Annotated in this window: 16 protein-coding genes; 4 read left to right on the forward strand and 12 right to left on the reverse strand. The window is 61.3% G+C overall.

Features of this window, described 5'->3' with window-relative positions; genetic code table 11:
• Positions 1 to 103 precede the first annotated feature (103 nt).
• The 5 genes from recG to exbB form a co-directional block, all read right to left on the reverse strand.
• Positions 104 to 2179 (reverse strand): ATP-dependent DNA helicase RecG, encoded by a 2076-nt coding sequence (recG, locus tag BLR63_RS23230; RefSeq protein ID WP_010566956.1) that lies wholly within the window; start codon positions 2177 to 2179, stop codon positions 104 to 106.
• 8 nt (positions 2180 to 2187) lie between these two features.
• Entirely contained in the window at positions 2188 to 3108 is a 921-nt protein-coding gene (locus BLR63_RS23235) for a hydrogen peroxide-inducible genes activator (protein ID WP_010566957.1), read from the reverse strand.
• Between the two features lie 176 nt (positions 3109 to 3284).
• Positions 3285 to 4037, reverse strand: a complete 753-nt coding sequence (locus BLR63_RS23240; protein ID WP_010566958.1) for an energy transducer TonB family protein — start codon at positions 4035 to 4037, stop codon at positions 3285 to 3287.
• Entirely contained in the window at positions 4034 to 4459 is a 426-nt protein-coding gene (gene exbD, locus BLR63_RS23245) for a TonB system transport protein ExbD (RefSeq protein ID WP_010566959.1), read from the reverse strand. The genes BLR63_RS23240 and exbD overlap by 4 nt, the downstream gene beginning before the upstream one ends.
• A 6-nt stretch (positions 4460 to 4465) precedes the next feature.
• A complete protein-coding gene (exbB, locus tag BLR63_RS23250) occupies positions 4466 to 5416 on the reverse strand; it encodes a tonB-system energizer ExbB (RefSeq protein WP_010566960.1) in 951 nt (316 codons plus the stop codon).
• Positions 5417 to 5604: 188 nt separating this feature from the next.
• Between exbB and BLR63_RS23255 the strand changes: the two genes are divergently transcribed.
• Positions 5605 to 6456 (forward strand): SDR family oxidoreductase, encoded by an 852-nt coding sequence (locus tag BLR63_RS23255; RefSeq protein WP_010566961.1) that lies wholly within the window; start codon positions 5605 to 5607, stop codon positions 6454 to 6456.
• 44 nt (positions 6457 to 6500) lie between these two features.
• Here BLR63_RS23255 and BLR63_RS23260 read toward each other — a convergent pair whose 3' ends face one another.
• The 6 genes from BLR63_RS23260 to BLR63_RS23285 form a co-directional block, all read right to left on the reverse strand.
• Positions 6501 to 7244, reverse strand: a complete 744-nt coding sequence (locus tag BLR63_RS23260) for a hypothetical protein (protein ID WP_010566962.1) — start codon at positions 7242 to 7244, stop codon at positions 6501 to 6503.
• 56 nt (positions 7245 to 7300) lie between these two features.
• Positions 7301 to 7681, reverse strand: a complete 381-nt coding sequence (locus tag BLR63_RS23265) for a RidA family protein (protein WP_010566963.1) — start codon at positions 7679 to 7681, stop codon at positions 7301 to 7303.
• A gap of 24 nt (positions 7682 to 7705) precedes the next feature.
• A complete protein-coding gene (gene spoT, locus BLR63_RS23270) occupies positions 7706 to 9811 on the reverse strand; it encodes a bifunctional GTP diphosphokinase/guanosine-3',5'-bis pyrophosphate 3'-pyrophosphohydrolase (RefSeq protein ID WP_010566964.1) in 2106 nt (701 codons plus the stop codon).
• 60 nt (positions 9812 to 9871) lie between these two features.
• On the reverse strand, positions 9872 to 10135 hold the full coding sequence (gene rpoZ, locus BLR63_RS23275) for a DNA-directed RNA polymerase subunit omega (RefSeq protein WP_003176920.1): 264 nt from the start codon (positions 10133 to 10135) through the stop codon (positions 9872 to 9874).
• A gap of 167 nt (positions 10136 to 10302) precedes the next feature.
• On the reverse strand, positions 10303 to 10923 hold the full coding sequence (gene gmk, locus BLR63_RS23280) for a guanylate kinase (protein WP_010566965.1): 621 nt from the start codon (positions 10921 to 10923) through the stop codon (positions 10303 to 10305).
• Between the two features lie 10 nt (positions 10924 to 10933).
• Positions 10934 to 11797 carry a YicC/YloC family endoribonuclease gene (locus BLR63_RS23285; protein ID WP_010566966.1) on the reverse strand — a complete coding sequence of 288 codons (864 nt, stop codon included), beginning with the start codon at positions 11795 to 11797 and terminating at the stop codon, positions 10934 to 10936.
• Between the two features lie 218 nt (positions 11798 to 12015).
• Here BLR63_RS23285 and rph point away from each other — a divergent pair, with 218 nt between their 5' ends.
• The gene (gene rph, locus BLR63_RS23290; RefSeq protein ID WP_010566967.1) at positions 12016 to 12738 is read left to right on the forward strand and encodes a ribonuclease PH; all 723 of its coding nucleotides are present in this window, start codon (positions 12016 to 12018) and stop codon (positions 12736 to 12738) included.
• Between the two features lie 23 nt (positions 12739 to 12761).
• Positions 12762 to 13130, forward strand: a complete 369-nt coding sequence (locus BLR63_RS23295) for a DUF4870 domain-containing protein (RefSeq protein ID WP_010566968.1) — start codon at positions 12762 to 12764, stop codon at positions 13128 to 13130.
• 58 nt (positions 13131 to 13188) lie between these two features.
• Here the strand turns inward: BLR63_RS23295 and BLR63_RS23300 are convergent, their stop codons facing one another.
• Positions 13189 to 13968, reverse strand: a complete 780-nt coding sequence (locus tag BLR63_RS23300; protein WP_003195493.1) for an exodeoxyribonuclease III — start codon at positions 13966 to 13968, stop codon at positions 13189 to 13191.
• A gap of 82 nt (positions 13969 to 14050) precedes the next feature.
• Between BLR63_RS23300 and pyrE the strand changes: the two genes are divergently transcribed.
• Positions 14051 to 14698: an orotate phosphoribosyltransferase gene (gene pyrE, locus BLR63_RS23305; RefSeq protein ID WP_010566969.1), complete on the forward strand. Its 648-nt coding sequence runs from the start codon at positions 14051 to 14053 to the stop codon at positions 14696 to 14698.
• The last annotated feature ends 119 nt before the right edge of the window (positions 14699 to 14817 follow it).

Consider the following 14817-nt stretch of genomic DNA (forward strand, 5'->3'; position numbering starts at 1 on the left):
CACCGGAGTATAACCAGCTTGATACATATGTTGGTCGTATAAGTGCGGTTTGTGATGGTGTTGGCGATAGGGGCATCTTTCGGCCACCACCGCCGGTAATCCTTCAGACCTGACCGTATTGCTGCCCGTGTCGTAGCCAGCGATCCAGCAATGGGCTGACATGCTCCGGCCAGCGCTCCAGAAGGGCTTGCGCCGCATCGCGCACGGCCGGCAACAGGTCGGCGTCGCGCATCAGATCGGCGACCTTGAATTGCAACAGGCCGGTCTGGCGGGTGCCGAGCATCTCACCGGGACCGCGCAGTTCCAGGTCTTTTTCGGCGATGACAAAACCATCATTTGTTTCACGCATGATACTTAGGCGCTGGCGGCCGATCTGCGACAGCGGCGGGTGATAGAGCAGCACGCAGTGGCTGGCCGCGCTGCCCCGGCCGACGCGGCCGCGCAGCTGGTGCAGTTGCGCCAGGCCCAGGCGTTCGGGGTTTTCAATGATCATCAGGCTGGCGTTTGGAACGTCCACGCCCACCTCGATCACCGTGGTGGCCACCAGCAGTTGCAGGTTGCCGGCCTTGAACTCCGCCATCACCGCGGCTTTTTCCGCCGGTTTCATGCGCCCGTGGATCAGCCCGACCTTGAGTTCGCCCAAGGCGCTGGTGAGGTCTTCGTAAGTGGTTTCGGCGGCCTGGCAGGTCAGTTCTTCGGACTCTTCGATCAGCGTGCACACCCAATACGCCTGGCGGCCTTCGGCACAGGCGCTGCGTACCCGCTCGATGACTTCCACGCGTCGGGTGTCGGTGACCAGCACCGTGTTGACCGGGGTGCGCCCGGGGGGCAGTTCGTCGAGGATCGAGGTATCGAGGTCGGCGTAGGCGCTCATCGCCAAGGTGCGCGGGATCGGCGTGGCGGTCATGATCAGTTGGTGCGGGCTCATGCGTCCGCCCACGCCTTTCTGACGCAGGGCCAGGCGCTGTTGCACACCGAAGCGGTGCTGTTCGTCGATGATCACCAAGGCCAGATTCTTGAACTGAACTTCGTCCTGGAACAGCGCGTGCGTGCCCACCACCATTGGCGCGCCGGCGGCAATCTGTTCCAGCGCTGCCGCACGATTCTTGCCCTTGAGCTTGCCGGCCAGCCACGCCACTTCCAGGCCCAGCGGCTCGAGCCAGCGCTTGAAGGTGATGAAGTGCTGTTCGGCGAGGATCTCGGTGGGCGCCATCAGGGCCACCTGGTAACCGGCTTCCAGCGCCTGCAGGGCGGCGAGGGCTGCGACCATGGTTTTGCCCGCGCCCACATCGCCCTGAATCAACCGCAGCATGGGCTCTTTCTGGCTCAAGTCGTAGGCGATTTCGTTGCCGACGCGTTGCTGGGCACCCGTCGGCGCAAAGCCCAGGTTGGCCAGGTATTGCGCGGGCAGGCGTGTGGCCTTGGGCATCGCTGGCGCGCGCAGGGAGCGCATGCTTTCGCGCAGGCGCTGCTGGGACAGTTGGTGAGTCAGCAGTTCCTCAAACGCCAGGCGGTGCTGGGCCCAGTGATGACCGAGCGCGAGTTCGTCGACATCGGCGTCGGCCGGCGGGTGATGCAGGTAGCGAATCGCTTCGTCCAGCGGCGCCAACTGATAGTCGCGGGCCAGCTCCTGGGGCAGCCAGTCGGGCAGGCTTTTGGGGCCGAGCATCGTCAGGGTCTGCATGCACAACTGGCGCAGGCGCTGTTGGGTCAGGCCCTCGGTGAGCGGGTAGATCGGTGTGAGGGTGGTGTCCACCGGCGGCGGTTCGTCGCCGGTAATGGCGCGGTATTCCGGGTGATAGATCTCCAGGCCCGACGCGCCAGGCCGTGCTTCGCCATAGCAGCGCACGCGGGTGCCACGCTTGAGGCCTTCTTTCTGTGCATTGCTGAAATGATAGAAGCGCAGGCTCAGGCCGCCGGTGCCGTCCTGCAGGCGCACCACCAGGCTACGGCGCTTGCCCATCACCACATCGGCGCCGCTGACTGTGCCTTCGACCACGGCATCCTGCCCGGGACGCAACTGACCGATGGGCACTACGCGGGTCCGATCCTGATAACGCAGCGGCAGGTGGAACAGCACGTCCTGAAGGTTCTCCAGGCCGACCTTGGCCAGCTTCTCGGCCATGGCTTCACCGACACCCTTGAGTGCCGTCACTGACACTTGCGACAGCTCTGTCATACCGTTACTTAGCTCGCAGCAGGCGGCTTGGCCACCGAGCACAGGCGGATCGAGTCGGCGAGGATCTCAATGGCTTTGGGCCTTGGGAAGCTGGCGCGCCAGGCGATCGCTACGGTTCGGAATGGCACTGGCGGCGTGAGCGGGCGCACTTCGATTACGCCGGGGGCGTAGTGATGGCTGTCCACCGCCGACAACGGCAGGATCGAAATGCCCAGGCCCGAGGCGACCATGTGGCGAATGGTTTCCAGGGAGCTGGACTCCACGGTGGTGTGTTTGGCGCCGTCGTTGCCTTTGGTCAGGGTCGGGCAGGCTTCGAGCACCTGGTCGCGGAAGCAGTGGCCTTCGCCGAGCAGCAGCAGGCTCTTGTCATTGAGCAGGCCGGCGTCGATGGTGTCTTTTTGCGTCCACGGGTGGGAGGCGGGCATCAGCACATAGAACGGTTCGTCATAGAGTGGTAGGGTCAAAACGTCCGCTTCGGTGAACGGCAGGGCGATGATGATCGCGTCCAGTTCGCCGTTGCGCAGTTTGTCGCGCAGTACGTGGGTGAAGTTCTCTTCGATATACAGCGGCATCTGCGGCGCGACGCGGTGCAGTTGCGGGATCAGGTGCGGGAACAGGTAAGGGCCGACGGTGTAGATGGCGCCGACTTTCAGCGGGGCGGTCAGTTGATTCTTGCCGGCCTGGGCCAGTTCGCGAATGCTTTGCGCTTGCTCGAGAACCTTCTGGGCCTGGGCAACGATGCCTTCACCCACCGGGGTTAGGCGCACGGCGCTCTTGCTGCGCTCAAAAATCAGCACACCGAGTTCGTCTTCAAGCTTTTTCACGCCCACCGACAATGTCGGCTGGCTGACGTGGCAACGCTCGGCCGCGTGGCCGAAGTGCTGCTCTTGGGCGAGGGTGACGATGTAGCGTAATTCTGTAAGAGTCATAGCGGGCGTCCATGAGGTTGCGAGCCAAGCATACCGGCTGCAATCGATAGACGCACGTTATCAGAACTTTCGCCGGGATTGATTGGAGAATAGCTGAGTTTTCACTAAGCAAACGCCTGGCGGGGGCGGCGCCGTGGAGAGAGGGCAAGCCGCCTCTCCACAGGACACTGCCACCGTCAGCGGCGGTTCTTCTCGATGTTGTACACGAACGGCGCAACGATCTCGATGCTGCCGCTTTTCACCATGTCGGCCGGTGGCTTGGGCAATGGTTGGGCATTACGGATCATGTCCAGGGTGGCGCGGTCCAGGTTGGCGTTGCCGGAGCGGCCCACCAACTCGTAGGACAGCACATTGCCTTCGGCATCGACCACGAAGCGCAAGCGATTCATGCCTTCCTTGCCACTGTTCAGAGCGCTTTTCGGGTACTTCTTGTACTTCTGCAAGTGCGCCAGCAGGGCGCCTTCCCAGGAAGCCTTGGCCGCGACCAGTTGCGGCGACGGGCCTGGAGCCGGCTGGGCCGATTTTTCAGCGGGTGCGTGGCTCGGCGGCGTCTCGCTCGGTGGGTCCTCGGACGGTTTCTCCTTGGGCGGCTCGGGCTTTTTCTCCACCGGCTTGGGTGGCTGCGGTTTCGGCTTGGGCTTGACCGGCTTGGGCACCTGGATTGTCGGCTTGGGTGCCTCGGCCAGTTTCGGCAGGGGCAGTTCTTCCTCCGGTGCGGGCGGTTGCGGCGGCGTGATCACCTTGGGCGGTGCCGGCGGCGGTGGCGGCGCTGGCATCGGCGCCAGGTCGATGACCATGGCTGCCGGTGGCAGTTGCGGTTGGCGCGCAACCGACATATGCAGCATCAAGGCAATCGCGACGGCATGCACGCCCAGCACGACAGCGAGGCTGGTGCCATATCGCGTCAGTTTGCGGCGCGTCGTGATCATTTTTTGGCTGCCGTCTCGAGTCCGACCAGGCCGACCTTGAGGTAGCCGGCTGCCCGCAGGGCATCCATCACGCTCATCAGGTCGCCGTAGTCCACGCCTTTGTCGGCCTGGAAAAAGATCGTCGTGTCTTTCTTGCCCTGGGTCTTGGCGTCGAGCTTCGGCCCCAGGGTTTCAGCCTTGACTTCTTCTTCGCCCAGGAACAAGCGTTGATCCGCCTTGACGCTGAGGAAGACCGGTTTTTCCGGCCGTGGCGCCGGCTTGGCGCTGGACGCGGGCAGATCGACCTTGATGTCCACAGTGGCCAGGGGTGCCGCCACCATGAAGATGATCAGCAATACCAGCATCACGTCGATAAACGGTGTGACGTTGATTTCGTGGTTCTCGACGAGTTCGTCGTCGCCTTGATTCAGATGCAGGCCCATGGCCGATTACCCCACTTTCACCATGTGCGGTTGCGAGCTGCGCTCGGTAGGCAGGTGATCGAGATCGCGGCTGACCAGCAGCAGGACTTCTGCCGATGCGTCCGATACCTGGGCCTTGTAGCCGGCGATCGAACGGGCGAAGACGTTGTAGATCACCACCGCGGGAATCGCGGCAACCAGGCCCAGGGCGGTCGCCAGCAGAGCTTCGGCAATACCGGGCGCGACGACGGCGAGGTTGGTGGTCTGGGTTTTGGCGATGCCGATGAAGCTGTTCATGATGCCCCACACGGTGCCGAACAGGCCGACGAACGGCGCGGTGGAACCGATGGTCGCCAGCACGCCGGTGCCGCTGCTCATATTACGGCCGCAGGCTGCAACCAGGCGCTCCAGGCGGAACGCCACACGCTCCTTGATGCCTTCTTTTTCGCGGGTGTTGGCCGACAGGCGCATTTCTTCCAGGGCGTCGTGCACCAGGGTATTGGCCAGGGTGCCCTTCTGGGTCGCGCTTTCGCTGGCTTCCTTGAGGGTGGTGGCTTTTTTCAGGTGGACGATTTCGGTACGCAGGCGGCGCTTGGCGCCCAGCAGCTCGAAGCCCTTGGCGATCCAGATGGTCCAGGTAATGATCGAGGCGATGGCGAGGCCGATCATCACGGCTTTCACCACCACGTCAGCATTCTGGTACATGCCCCAAGGAGACAGGTCGTGGGCCATGCCCAGGGTGTTGTTTTCTTCCAGCACGACGCCGGTGTCGCTGGCTGCCGGGTCGGCGGCGGCTGGCGTTGCAGCCGGGGTGGCGGCATTCTGCTCGGCGGCAGGCGGTGTCGTCGGCGCTGTGGCATCAGCGAATGCGGCGGTCGGTGCCAGCAGTACGCTGAACAGCAGCGCAGCAATCGCACGCCAGGCGCGGGATGGACTGTGAAGCTTGGTTGGCGAAGCGGGGTTTGTATGACGTGTCATGCTGGCCGGACCTGAGAGAAAAAATGAGTGATCGTCCTTCCAGACCCTGAGCGGTCGAGGACAAATGGGCGGTTATTATTGCAAGTAATTCTTGTTAACAAAAGTAATACAGTTACTTTATTTGTCCTTTTTCTGGCCGTGGGTCGGTGGCGAAGGCTAATCTAGACCTTTCAGTCCGGAGTTTCATGATGTCTGTGCCTTCTGTTGTGATTGCCGGTTGTGGCGATGTGGGAAGTCGGCTGGCCAGCCAATTGCTCGCTTCGCAATGGGAGGTGCATGGCCTGCGACGCGATATTTCGCGTCTTCCCGATGGGGTGATCGGCATCGCCGGCGACCTGTTCAATAAGGACTGCCCGGACACCTGGCCGATCGGCGGGGTGGATTACCTGGTGTACTGCGCCGCCGCGACGGACCACGATGAAGCCGGTTATCGCGCGGCGTATGTGCAAGGCTTGCAGCATGTGCTGGAGTGGCTGGGCGACTACGGCCAGGCGCCCAAACACCTGTTGTTTGTCTCCAGCAGCAGCGTCTATGGGCAGCAGAACGGGGAATGGGTCGACGAAACGTCTGAGACCCAGGCGAAAGGGTATTCCGGCCAGGTCATGCTGGAAGCCGAGCAAGTGGCGCTCAATAGTGGCATCCCCGCCAGCATTGTGCGCCTGACGGGTATCTACGGTCCGGGTCGCGAATGGTTGCTGACCCAGGTACGCCAGGGCTACCGCGTAGCGATCGATCCACCTTTATATGGCAACCGGATACACGCCGATGATGCGGCGGGCTTGCTGGCGTTTTTGTTGCGTCATGTAGAGCAGGGCGGTTCGCTGGATAAGTTCTATATCGGCGTTGACGATGCCCCTGCGCCGTTGGCAGAGGTCGTGGCCTGGTTGCGTGAATATCTGGGCGTGACGCAATGGTCCGAGGACGCCAGTGTGCGGCGGGCGGGCAGTAAGCGATGCAGCAATGCCCGCGCCAAAGCGCTGGGTTGGGTGCCGACGTATCCAAGCTATCGCGAAGGTTACGCGGCAATCCTGAAAGGCTGACCATGCTCTTTGTGGGAGCCGGCAAGCCGGTACCTACAAAGAGGCTATTGTTTTTCGAGCAGCCATTGGCGAGGGCCCGGCGTAAACGAAGGTACTTCATCCGCCTGCGCGGTGTTGATCGCCTGGAAAATCTCCAGTTGCTTGCCCTTGCGCGCAAAGATCCACGGATTGCCTACGCCATTCAGTTGCAGCCAGATGCTGTCATAGCCGCCGCTCATGGACGCGCAATCACCGGCCAGGCACAACGAGTACCGATCGACGCCAGGCAATCCGGCGACTTTGCCGTTGGCCTGGAACTGGACCGTGGCGCCGTTCCCGAAACCGTCGGTGATCTTCCAGTCGCCGCCCATATAGGCTGCGTACAGCGCACGTTCGAAGTTGGCACCCAGCGGCGCGCCTTCTGGAGCCGGCTCCTGGGCGCGGGCGAACAGCTGTTCGGGCTCGTTGTCGTTGGCCACTTGCAGCAGTTGTTTGCCTTTGCGCTTGAGTTCGGTGGCGGAGCTGCCGTAGAAACTCACGCTCCAGGCGCCGGATTGTTCACCCAGCAATTTGCCTTCGGCTACTTCAAAACCGTTGTAGTAGCGTGCCTGCGAGCCCTTGGGGTTGATTTCCCACTCCAGGTTCGGGCCGTAGCTTTGCAGCGCTTCACGTAGAGGGCCACCCTTGGCGGCCGCATCGACAGCGGCCTGGTTGACCCAGGTACCACTCACATCCAGGTCGGCAGGGTTGCTGGCGCAGCCGCCGAGCAACAGGGCGAGCAACGAAGAGGCTACAAGCGCTTTGCGCATCATGAAATCCTTTAAAAACGAAGTCGGCGCAGCCTGTGGTGGCTGCGCCGAACGTATTACTCGATGACCAGAATCGCGTCCATCTCAACCTGTGCGCCCTTTGGCAGGGCGGCAACGCCGATGGCGGCGCGGGCTGGGTAGGGTTGTTCGAAGTATTTGCCCATGATCTCGTTGACCTTGGCGAAGTGGCTCAGGTCGGTGAGGAAAATGTTGAGCTTGACGATGTCCTTGAACGAACCGCCAGCGGCTTCGGCCACGGACTTGAGGTTTTCGAAGACTTGCACGGTTTGTGCTTCGAAGCCTTCCACCAGTTCCATGGTCTTTGGGTTCAGCGGGATCTGGCCGGACATGTAGACGGTGTTGCCGGCCTTGATCGCCTGGGAGTACGTGCCGATGGCAGCTGGGGCTTTGTCGCTGGTGATAACGGTCTTGGTCATGAATGACTCCTTGTAAGAGGTGGGCTATGCACGCATGCGGGTGATGCGGATCACCCCGGTCAGGGCGCGCAGTTTCTTGATCACGCGGGCCAGGTGCACACGGTCGTGTACGCTGACCACCAGTTGGACCACGCTGATGCGACCATCGCGCTCGTCCATGCTGATTTTTTCGATATTGCCATCGGCCGCGTTGACGCTGCTGGCCAGCAGGGCGATCAGGCCGCGCTGGTGTTCCAGCTCCACCCGCAGCTCGACATTGAATTCGCCGGTGACATCCTTGGCCCATGAGAGCTGGATGCATTTTTCCGGGTTGTGGCGGATTTCGCTGATATTGCGGCAGTTGTCCAGGTGGACCACCATGCCTTTGCCCGCCGATAGGTGCCCGACAATCGGGTCGCCCGGGATCGGCGTGCAGCACTTGGCGTAGCTGAGCACCAGGCCCTCGGTGCCACGAATCGCCAGCGGGCCTTCCGGGCTTGGCAATTGTTCGCCTTCACCAAGCAGACGACGGGCGACCACATAGGCCATGCGGTTGCCCAGGCCGATGTCTTCCAGCAGGTCTTCGATGGTTTCCTGGCGGTACTCGGTGAGCATCGCTTGCACGCGCTCTGCAGGAATCTTGTCCAGCGCACTGTCGAAACCGTTGAGCACCTTGTTCAGCAGGCGTTCGCCCAGGCTGATGGACTCGGAGCGGCGTTGCAGTTTCAGGGCATGGCGGATGTGGGTACGCGCCTTGCCGGTGACTACGAAGTTGAGCCACGCCGGGTTCGGGCGTGCGCCCGGTGCGCTGACGATCTCCACCGTGGAGCCGCTTTGCAGCGGCTCCGACAGCGGGGCCAGGCGACGGTTGATCCGACAGGCAATGCAGCTGTTGCCGACGTCGGTGTGTACCGCGTAGGCAAAGTCGACCGCCGTGGAGCCTTTCGGCAGCTCCATGATCCGGCCTTTGGGCGTGAACACGTAGACCTCGTCCGGGAACAGGTCGATCTTCACGCTCTCGATGAATTCCAGGGAGTTGCCCGCACGTTGCTGCATTTCCAGCACGCCTTTGACCCATTGGCGGGCGCGGGCATGGGTGCCTTTGGGCTGCTCGTCGCCGCTGGACTTGTACAGCCAGTGGGCGGCGATGCCGTTGTTGGCCATCTCTTCCATTTCCCGGGTGCGGATCTGGATCTCGATCGGCACCCCATGCATACCGAACAGCGTGGTATGCAGCGACTGATAGCCGTTGGCCTTGGGAATGGCGATGTAGTCCTTGAAGCGCCCCGGCAGGGGCTTGTACAGATTATGTACAGCGCCCAATACGCGGTAGCAGGTGTCGACCTTGTCGACGATGATCCGGAACGCATACACGTCCATGATCTCGTTGAAGGCCCGGCGCTTGCCGCGCATCTTCTTGTAGATGCCGTAGATGTGCTTCTGGCGTCCGCTGACCTCGCCCTCGATCTCGTCGATCGCCAGGCAATGGCTCAGGGACTCTTCGATCTTGTTGACGATTTCCTTGCGGTTGCCCCGGGCGCGCTTGACCGCCTGGTAGATGCGCGCCGAACGCATCGGGTGCATGGCCTTGAAACCGAGGTCTTCGAATTCGATACGAATGGCGTGCATGCCCAGCCGGTTGGCGATGGGCGCGTAGATTTCCAGGGTTTCCTTGGCGATACGCCGACGTTTTTCGCCGGACAGCACTTCCAGCGTGCGCATGTTGTGCAGCCGGTCGGCCAGCTTGACCAGGATCACGCGGATATCCCGGGCCATGGCCATGGCCATCTTCTGGAAGTTTTCCGCCTGGGCTTCGGCCTTGGTCTCGAAATTCATCTGGGTCAGTTTGCTGACCCCATCGACCAGTTCGGCCACGGTTTCGCCAAATTGCGCGCTGAGCGCTTCCTTGGCGATGCCGGTGTCTTCGATCACGTCATGCAGCATCGCAGCCATCAGGCTCTGATGGTCCATGTGCATGTCGGCGAGAATATTGGCCACCGCAAGGGGATGGGTGACATACGCCTCGCCACTGCGGCGGCGTTGGCCGTCGTGAGCTTGTTCGGCGTAGAAATACGCTCGGCGGACCAGGTTGACCTGGTCGGGGCCGAGGTAGGTCGATAAGCGATCGGCGAGGGCGTCTATGCTCGGCAAAGGATGAACTCCTGCCGATGGCTGTGACCCCGCGCCGTGCTACGTCGACCAGGCATAGGCTTAGACGGCCTCGTTGGACTCGTCCTCGAACGCTGCAAACAGCGGTTCGTCTTCAACGATTTCGGCGTTGGCGATGAACTCATAGCTCATCAGGCCTTCAGCGATTTCACGCAGGGCGACAACGGTAGGCTTGTCGTTTTCCCACTGGACCAGGGGCTCTTTGCCGCCAGTGGCCAGTTGACGGGCACGCTTGGTAGAGAGCATGACCAGCTCAAAGCGGTTATCCACGTGTTCTAGGCAGTCTTCAACGGTTACGCGGGCCATGGTATTCCTCGGAGCGAATGCAAGATGCGCGCTGCCCGGTTGGGCGAGCGGACTAAACAGTTTAAAAAATCACCAGCGTTTAGGGAAGCGCTGATTTTCCGCAGGCGCTTGCAAAACCGCTACAAGCGCCAATGTAAGGCCCTCGCAGCTGTTTTGGGAAGCGCTAATCAGCCGAGCAGTTCGGCCAGTAATTTGCCGAAACGCTGCTGTTGACGCTTCTGTTGCAGCTGATTGGCGCGGAAAATCGCCTTCAAATCGTCCAGCGCGTGGGAAAAATCGTCATTGATGATCAGGTAGTCGTAGTCGACGTAGTGGCTCATTTCGCTGACGGCTTCACGCATGCGGCCGTCGATGATCGCGTCGCTGTCCTGGCCGCGGTTGGTCAGGCGCTGATGCAGGGCTTCCAGGGACGGCGGCAGGATGAAGATCGAACGCGCCTTGGGCATCAGCTGGCGCACTTGCTCGGCGCCCTGCCAGTCGATTTCCAGGATCAGGTCATGACCTTCGTCCAGGGTCTGCTGCAGGTGGCTTTGCGAGGTGCCATAGAGGTTGCCGAACACTTCGGCACGCTCCAGGAAGTCACCGTGCTCAATCATCTTGACGAACTCGGTGCGTTCGACGAAGTGGTAGTGCACGCCATTCACCTCACCCGGACGCATGGCGCGGGTGGTGTGGGAGATCGAGATGCGGATCTGGTCGTTGGTGTCGGTCAGGGCCTTGACCAGGCTGCTCTTGCCTGCGCCCGAGGGGGCGGAAATGATGTAAAGGGTGCCAGTGCTGTGGGTCATGGAGGTTGCCTTACTCAATATTCTGTACTTGTTCGCGCATCTGCTCGATCAACACTTTGAGGTTGACCGCAGCCTGTGTGCTGCGCGGGTCAAATGCCTTGGAGCCGAGTGTATTGGCTTCGCGGTTGAGTTCCTGCATCAGGAAGTCCAGGCGCCGACCGGCGGCGCCGCCGGACTTGAGCACCCGGCGCACTTCAAGGATGTGAGTGCTCAGGCGGTCCAGCTCTTCGGCGACGTCACTCTTCTGTGCCAGCAGCACCATTTCCTGTTCCAGGCGCGTCGGATCGAGATCTGCCTTCATGTCGGTGAAGCGGTCGAGGACCTTCTGGCGCTGAGTGGCGAGCATCTGCGGGACCAGTTCACGCAGGGTCACCACATCGGCTTCGATCGCGGTCAGGCGCTCGCTGATCAGGCGGGCCAGTTCGGCGCCTTCGCGCTCGCGGCCGGCCTTGAGTTCCTTCAAGCCCTGGGTGAACAGGGCGAGGGCTTCGGCGTTGAGGGCTTGCGGGTCAGTGGCGTCGGCAACCAGCACACCAGGCCAGGCCAGTACTTCCAGAGGATTGAGCGCCGCAGGCTGTTTGATCAGGCCAGCGATGGTTTCGGCGGCGGCCACCAGTTGCGCGGCGCGGTCGCGGTCGACCTGCAGTGGCTTGCCGGTGGTTTCCTCGGTGAAGCGCAGGGTGCATTCCAACTTGCCGCGAGAGATGCCCTGGCGCAGCGCTTCACGCACGGCGCCTTCGAGGTCGCGGAACGATTCCGGTAGGCGCAGGTGCGGCTCCAGGTAGCGGCTGTTGACCGAGCGCAGCTCCCAACTCAGGGTGCCTTGGGCGCCGGCTTTTTCGACGCGGGCGAAGGCGGTCATGCTGTGCACCATGGAGGTACCTCGCGTTACAGTCCCCTAAAACACGGACTGATGGGTAAATTGAAGCCGACTGGCTGCGAAGGCGCAGGATTGTAGCGCAGTGGGGCGAGCGCGCCCAAACAATGGGCGATGGGCTGGCTATTCGTAAGCGTATTTTTTAGAAGTGCCCCGAATCGGCTCGCGGCTCTATAATGCTCGGCAGTTTTTCGTCCTCAGTACAGGTATCCCCTATGAAACGTCCAAGTGGTCGCGTTGCCGATCAGCTCCGCTCGATCCGCATCACCCGCAACTACACCAAACACGCCGAGGGATCCGTACTGGTCGAGTTTGGCGATACCAAGGTGATCTGCACCGTCAGCGTCGAAAATGGCGTGCCGCGTTTCCTCAAGGGGCAGGGCCAGGGTTGGTTGACCGCTGAATACGGCATGCTGCCGCGCGCGACCGGCGAGCGTAACCAGCGTGAAGCCAGCCGTGGCAAGCAAGGCGGGCGTACCCTGGAAATCCAGCGCCTGATCGGTCGCTCCCTGCGCGCCGCCCTGGACATGACCAAGCTGGGCGACGTGACCCTGTACGTCGACTGCGACGTGATCCAGGCCGACGGCGGCACCCGCACCGCATCCATCACCGGTGCCATGGTCGCGTTGGTCGACGCGCTGAAAGTGATCAAGAAACGTGGCGGTCTGAAAGCCGGTGACCCGCTCAAGCAGATGATCGCCGCTGTGTCGGTAGGCATGTACCAGGGTGAGCCTGTGCTGGACCTGGACTACCTGGAAGACTCGGCCGCCGAGACCGACCTGAACGTGGTCATGACCAGCACCGGTGGCTTCATCGAAGTGCAGGGTACCGCCGAAGGCGCGCCATTCCAGCCAGCCGACCTGAACGCCATGCTGGCCCTGGCCCAGAAGGGCATGACCGAGATTTTCGAGCTGCAGAACGCTGCCCTGGCTGACTGAGTCGGCTCTCAAGGAGAAACGCTATGAATGACCGCCAGTCACCGGTTCCTACGCTGTCCTATGAGGTGCGTCAGGCGGCGATGTTGTGTCATTTCGCGGCGTTTCTGGGGTTCGTGTTTCCCTTCGGCAGCGTTGTGGGGCCGCTGATCCTGTGGCAGGTCAAAAGGGAAAAGGATGGGTTCATCGACGATCAAGGCAAGGAAGCGCTGAACTTCCAGATCACCGTGGCGATTGCCTGGCTGGTCTGTATGGTCCTGGCGTTTGCAGTGATCGGCTTTTTCCTGATGATCGCACTGGCGATTGCCACCGTGGTGCTGACGACCATTGGCGGGATCAAGGCCAATAAGGGGATCGCCTATCGCTATCCCTTTACCTGGCGTCTGGTCAAATAATGAGCGCTCACAAAAAAACCGACAGCGATGTCGGTTTTTTTGCGCCTGGACAAAGACCTCAGATGGTCAGTGTCCAGTCGTAGTCCACGATCAGTGGCGCGTGCTGCGAGAAGCGTGGCTGGCGCGGCAGGCGTGCACTGCGTACGAACCGGCGCAGACCTGGGGTCAGCAGTTGGTAGTCGAAACGCCAGCCGAGGTTGAGCATCTCCGCCTGTTCGTTGTCCGGCCACCAGCTGTACTGGTCGCCTTCGCGGCTGACTTCGCGCAGGGCATCGACATAACCCATGTTGCCGACAATCTCGTCCATCCAGGCCCGTTCCGGCGCCAGGAAACCCGGGGATTGCTGGCTGTCGCGCCAGTTCTTGATATCCAGCTTCTGTTGCGCCACGTACAGCGAGCCACAATAAATGTACTCGCGACGTTTGCGTCGCTGTTTATCCAGATAACGGGCGAAATCGTCCATTAGCTTGAACTTCTGGTTCAAGTCTTCATCGCCATTCTGCCCCGAAGGGAGCAGCAAGGTCGCGATGCTGACCTTATCGAAATCGGCTTGCAGGTAGCGCCCGTAGCGGTCGGCTGTCTCGAAGCCGAGGCCGCTGATGACCGCCTTGGGTTGCAACCGCGAGTACAAAGCCACGCCACCTTGGGTGGGCACTTCGGCATCGCAGGCATAAAGGAAGTAGCCATCCAGTTGGAAGGCTGGATCGTCCAGTTCAAAGGCGGAAGCGCGGGTATCCTGCAGGCAGATGACGTCAGCATTCTGGGCTTGCAGCCAACTGAGCAAACCACGCTCGACTGCAGCCTGAATACCATTAACGTTCACACTGATGATCCGCATAAATGGCCCCAAAAATCGCGTGCGTGTATGATACACGCCGTCTACCTAATTAGCTAAATCCGTGGTATCTGAGGCTTTTTTCATGCAGGCGTATCAACGCGATTTCATTCGTTTTGCCATCGATCGCGGGGTTTTGCGCTTCGGTGAGTTCACCCTCAAGTCCGGGCGCACCAGCCCGTATTTCTTCAATGCAGGCTTGTTCAACTCGGGTTCGGCCCTGGCTCAGCTGGGTCGTTTCTACGCGGCAGCCATCGTTGAAAGCGGCATTTCCTTCGACGTTTTGTTCGGGCCGGCCTACAAGGGCATTCCCCTGGCCGCCGCTACCGCCGTGGCTCTGGCTGAACATCACGGGCGCGATCTGCCCTGGTGCTTCAACCGCAAGGAAGCCAAGGCCCATGGCGAAGGCGGCAGCCTGGTTGGCGCGCCGCTGACCGGCAAGGTGCTGATCATCGACGACGTGATCACTGCCGGCACCGCGATTCGTGAAGTGATGCAGATCATCGCTTCCCAGGAAGGTGCCAAGGCTGCAGGCGTGCTGATCGCCTTGAACCGCCAGGAGCGTGGCAATGGTGAATTGTCGGCGATTCAGGAAGTGGAGCGTGATTTCGGTATTCCGGTGGTGAGCATCGTGTCGTTGAACCAGGTGTTGCAGTTCCTGGAAGACGATCCGCAACTCAAGCAGCACTTGCCAGCGGTGCGTGCATACCGCGAGCAGTTCGGCGTCCAATAAACGCCGCACAACAAAAAGCCCCACCCTCTGCAGGAGCGAGCTTGCTCGCGAAGAACGCCAACGATGACGCGTTTATTCTGGATGAACGCGGCGTCTTTACGTTTTTCGCGAGCAAGCTC

Origin of the sequence: Pseudomonas extremaustralis (assembly GCF_900102035.1) — a bacterium.
In the GTDB taxonomy this organism is placed as follows: domain Bacteria; phylum Pseudomonadota; class Gammaproteobacteria; order Pseudomonadales; family Pseudomonadaceae; genus Aquipseudomonas; species Aquipseudomonas extremaustralis.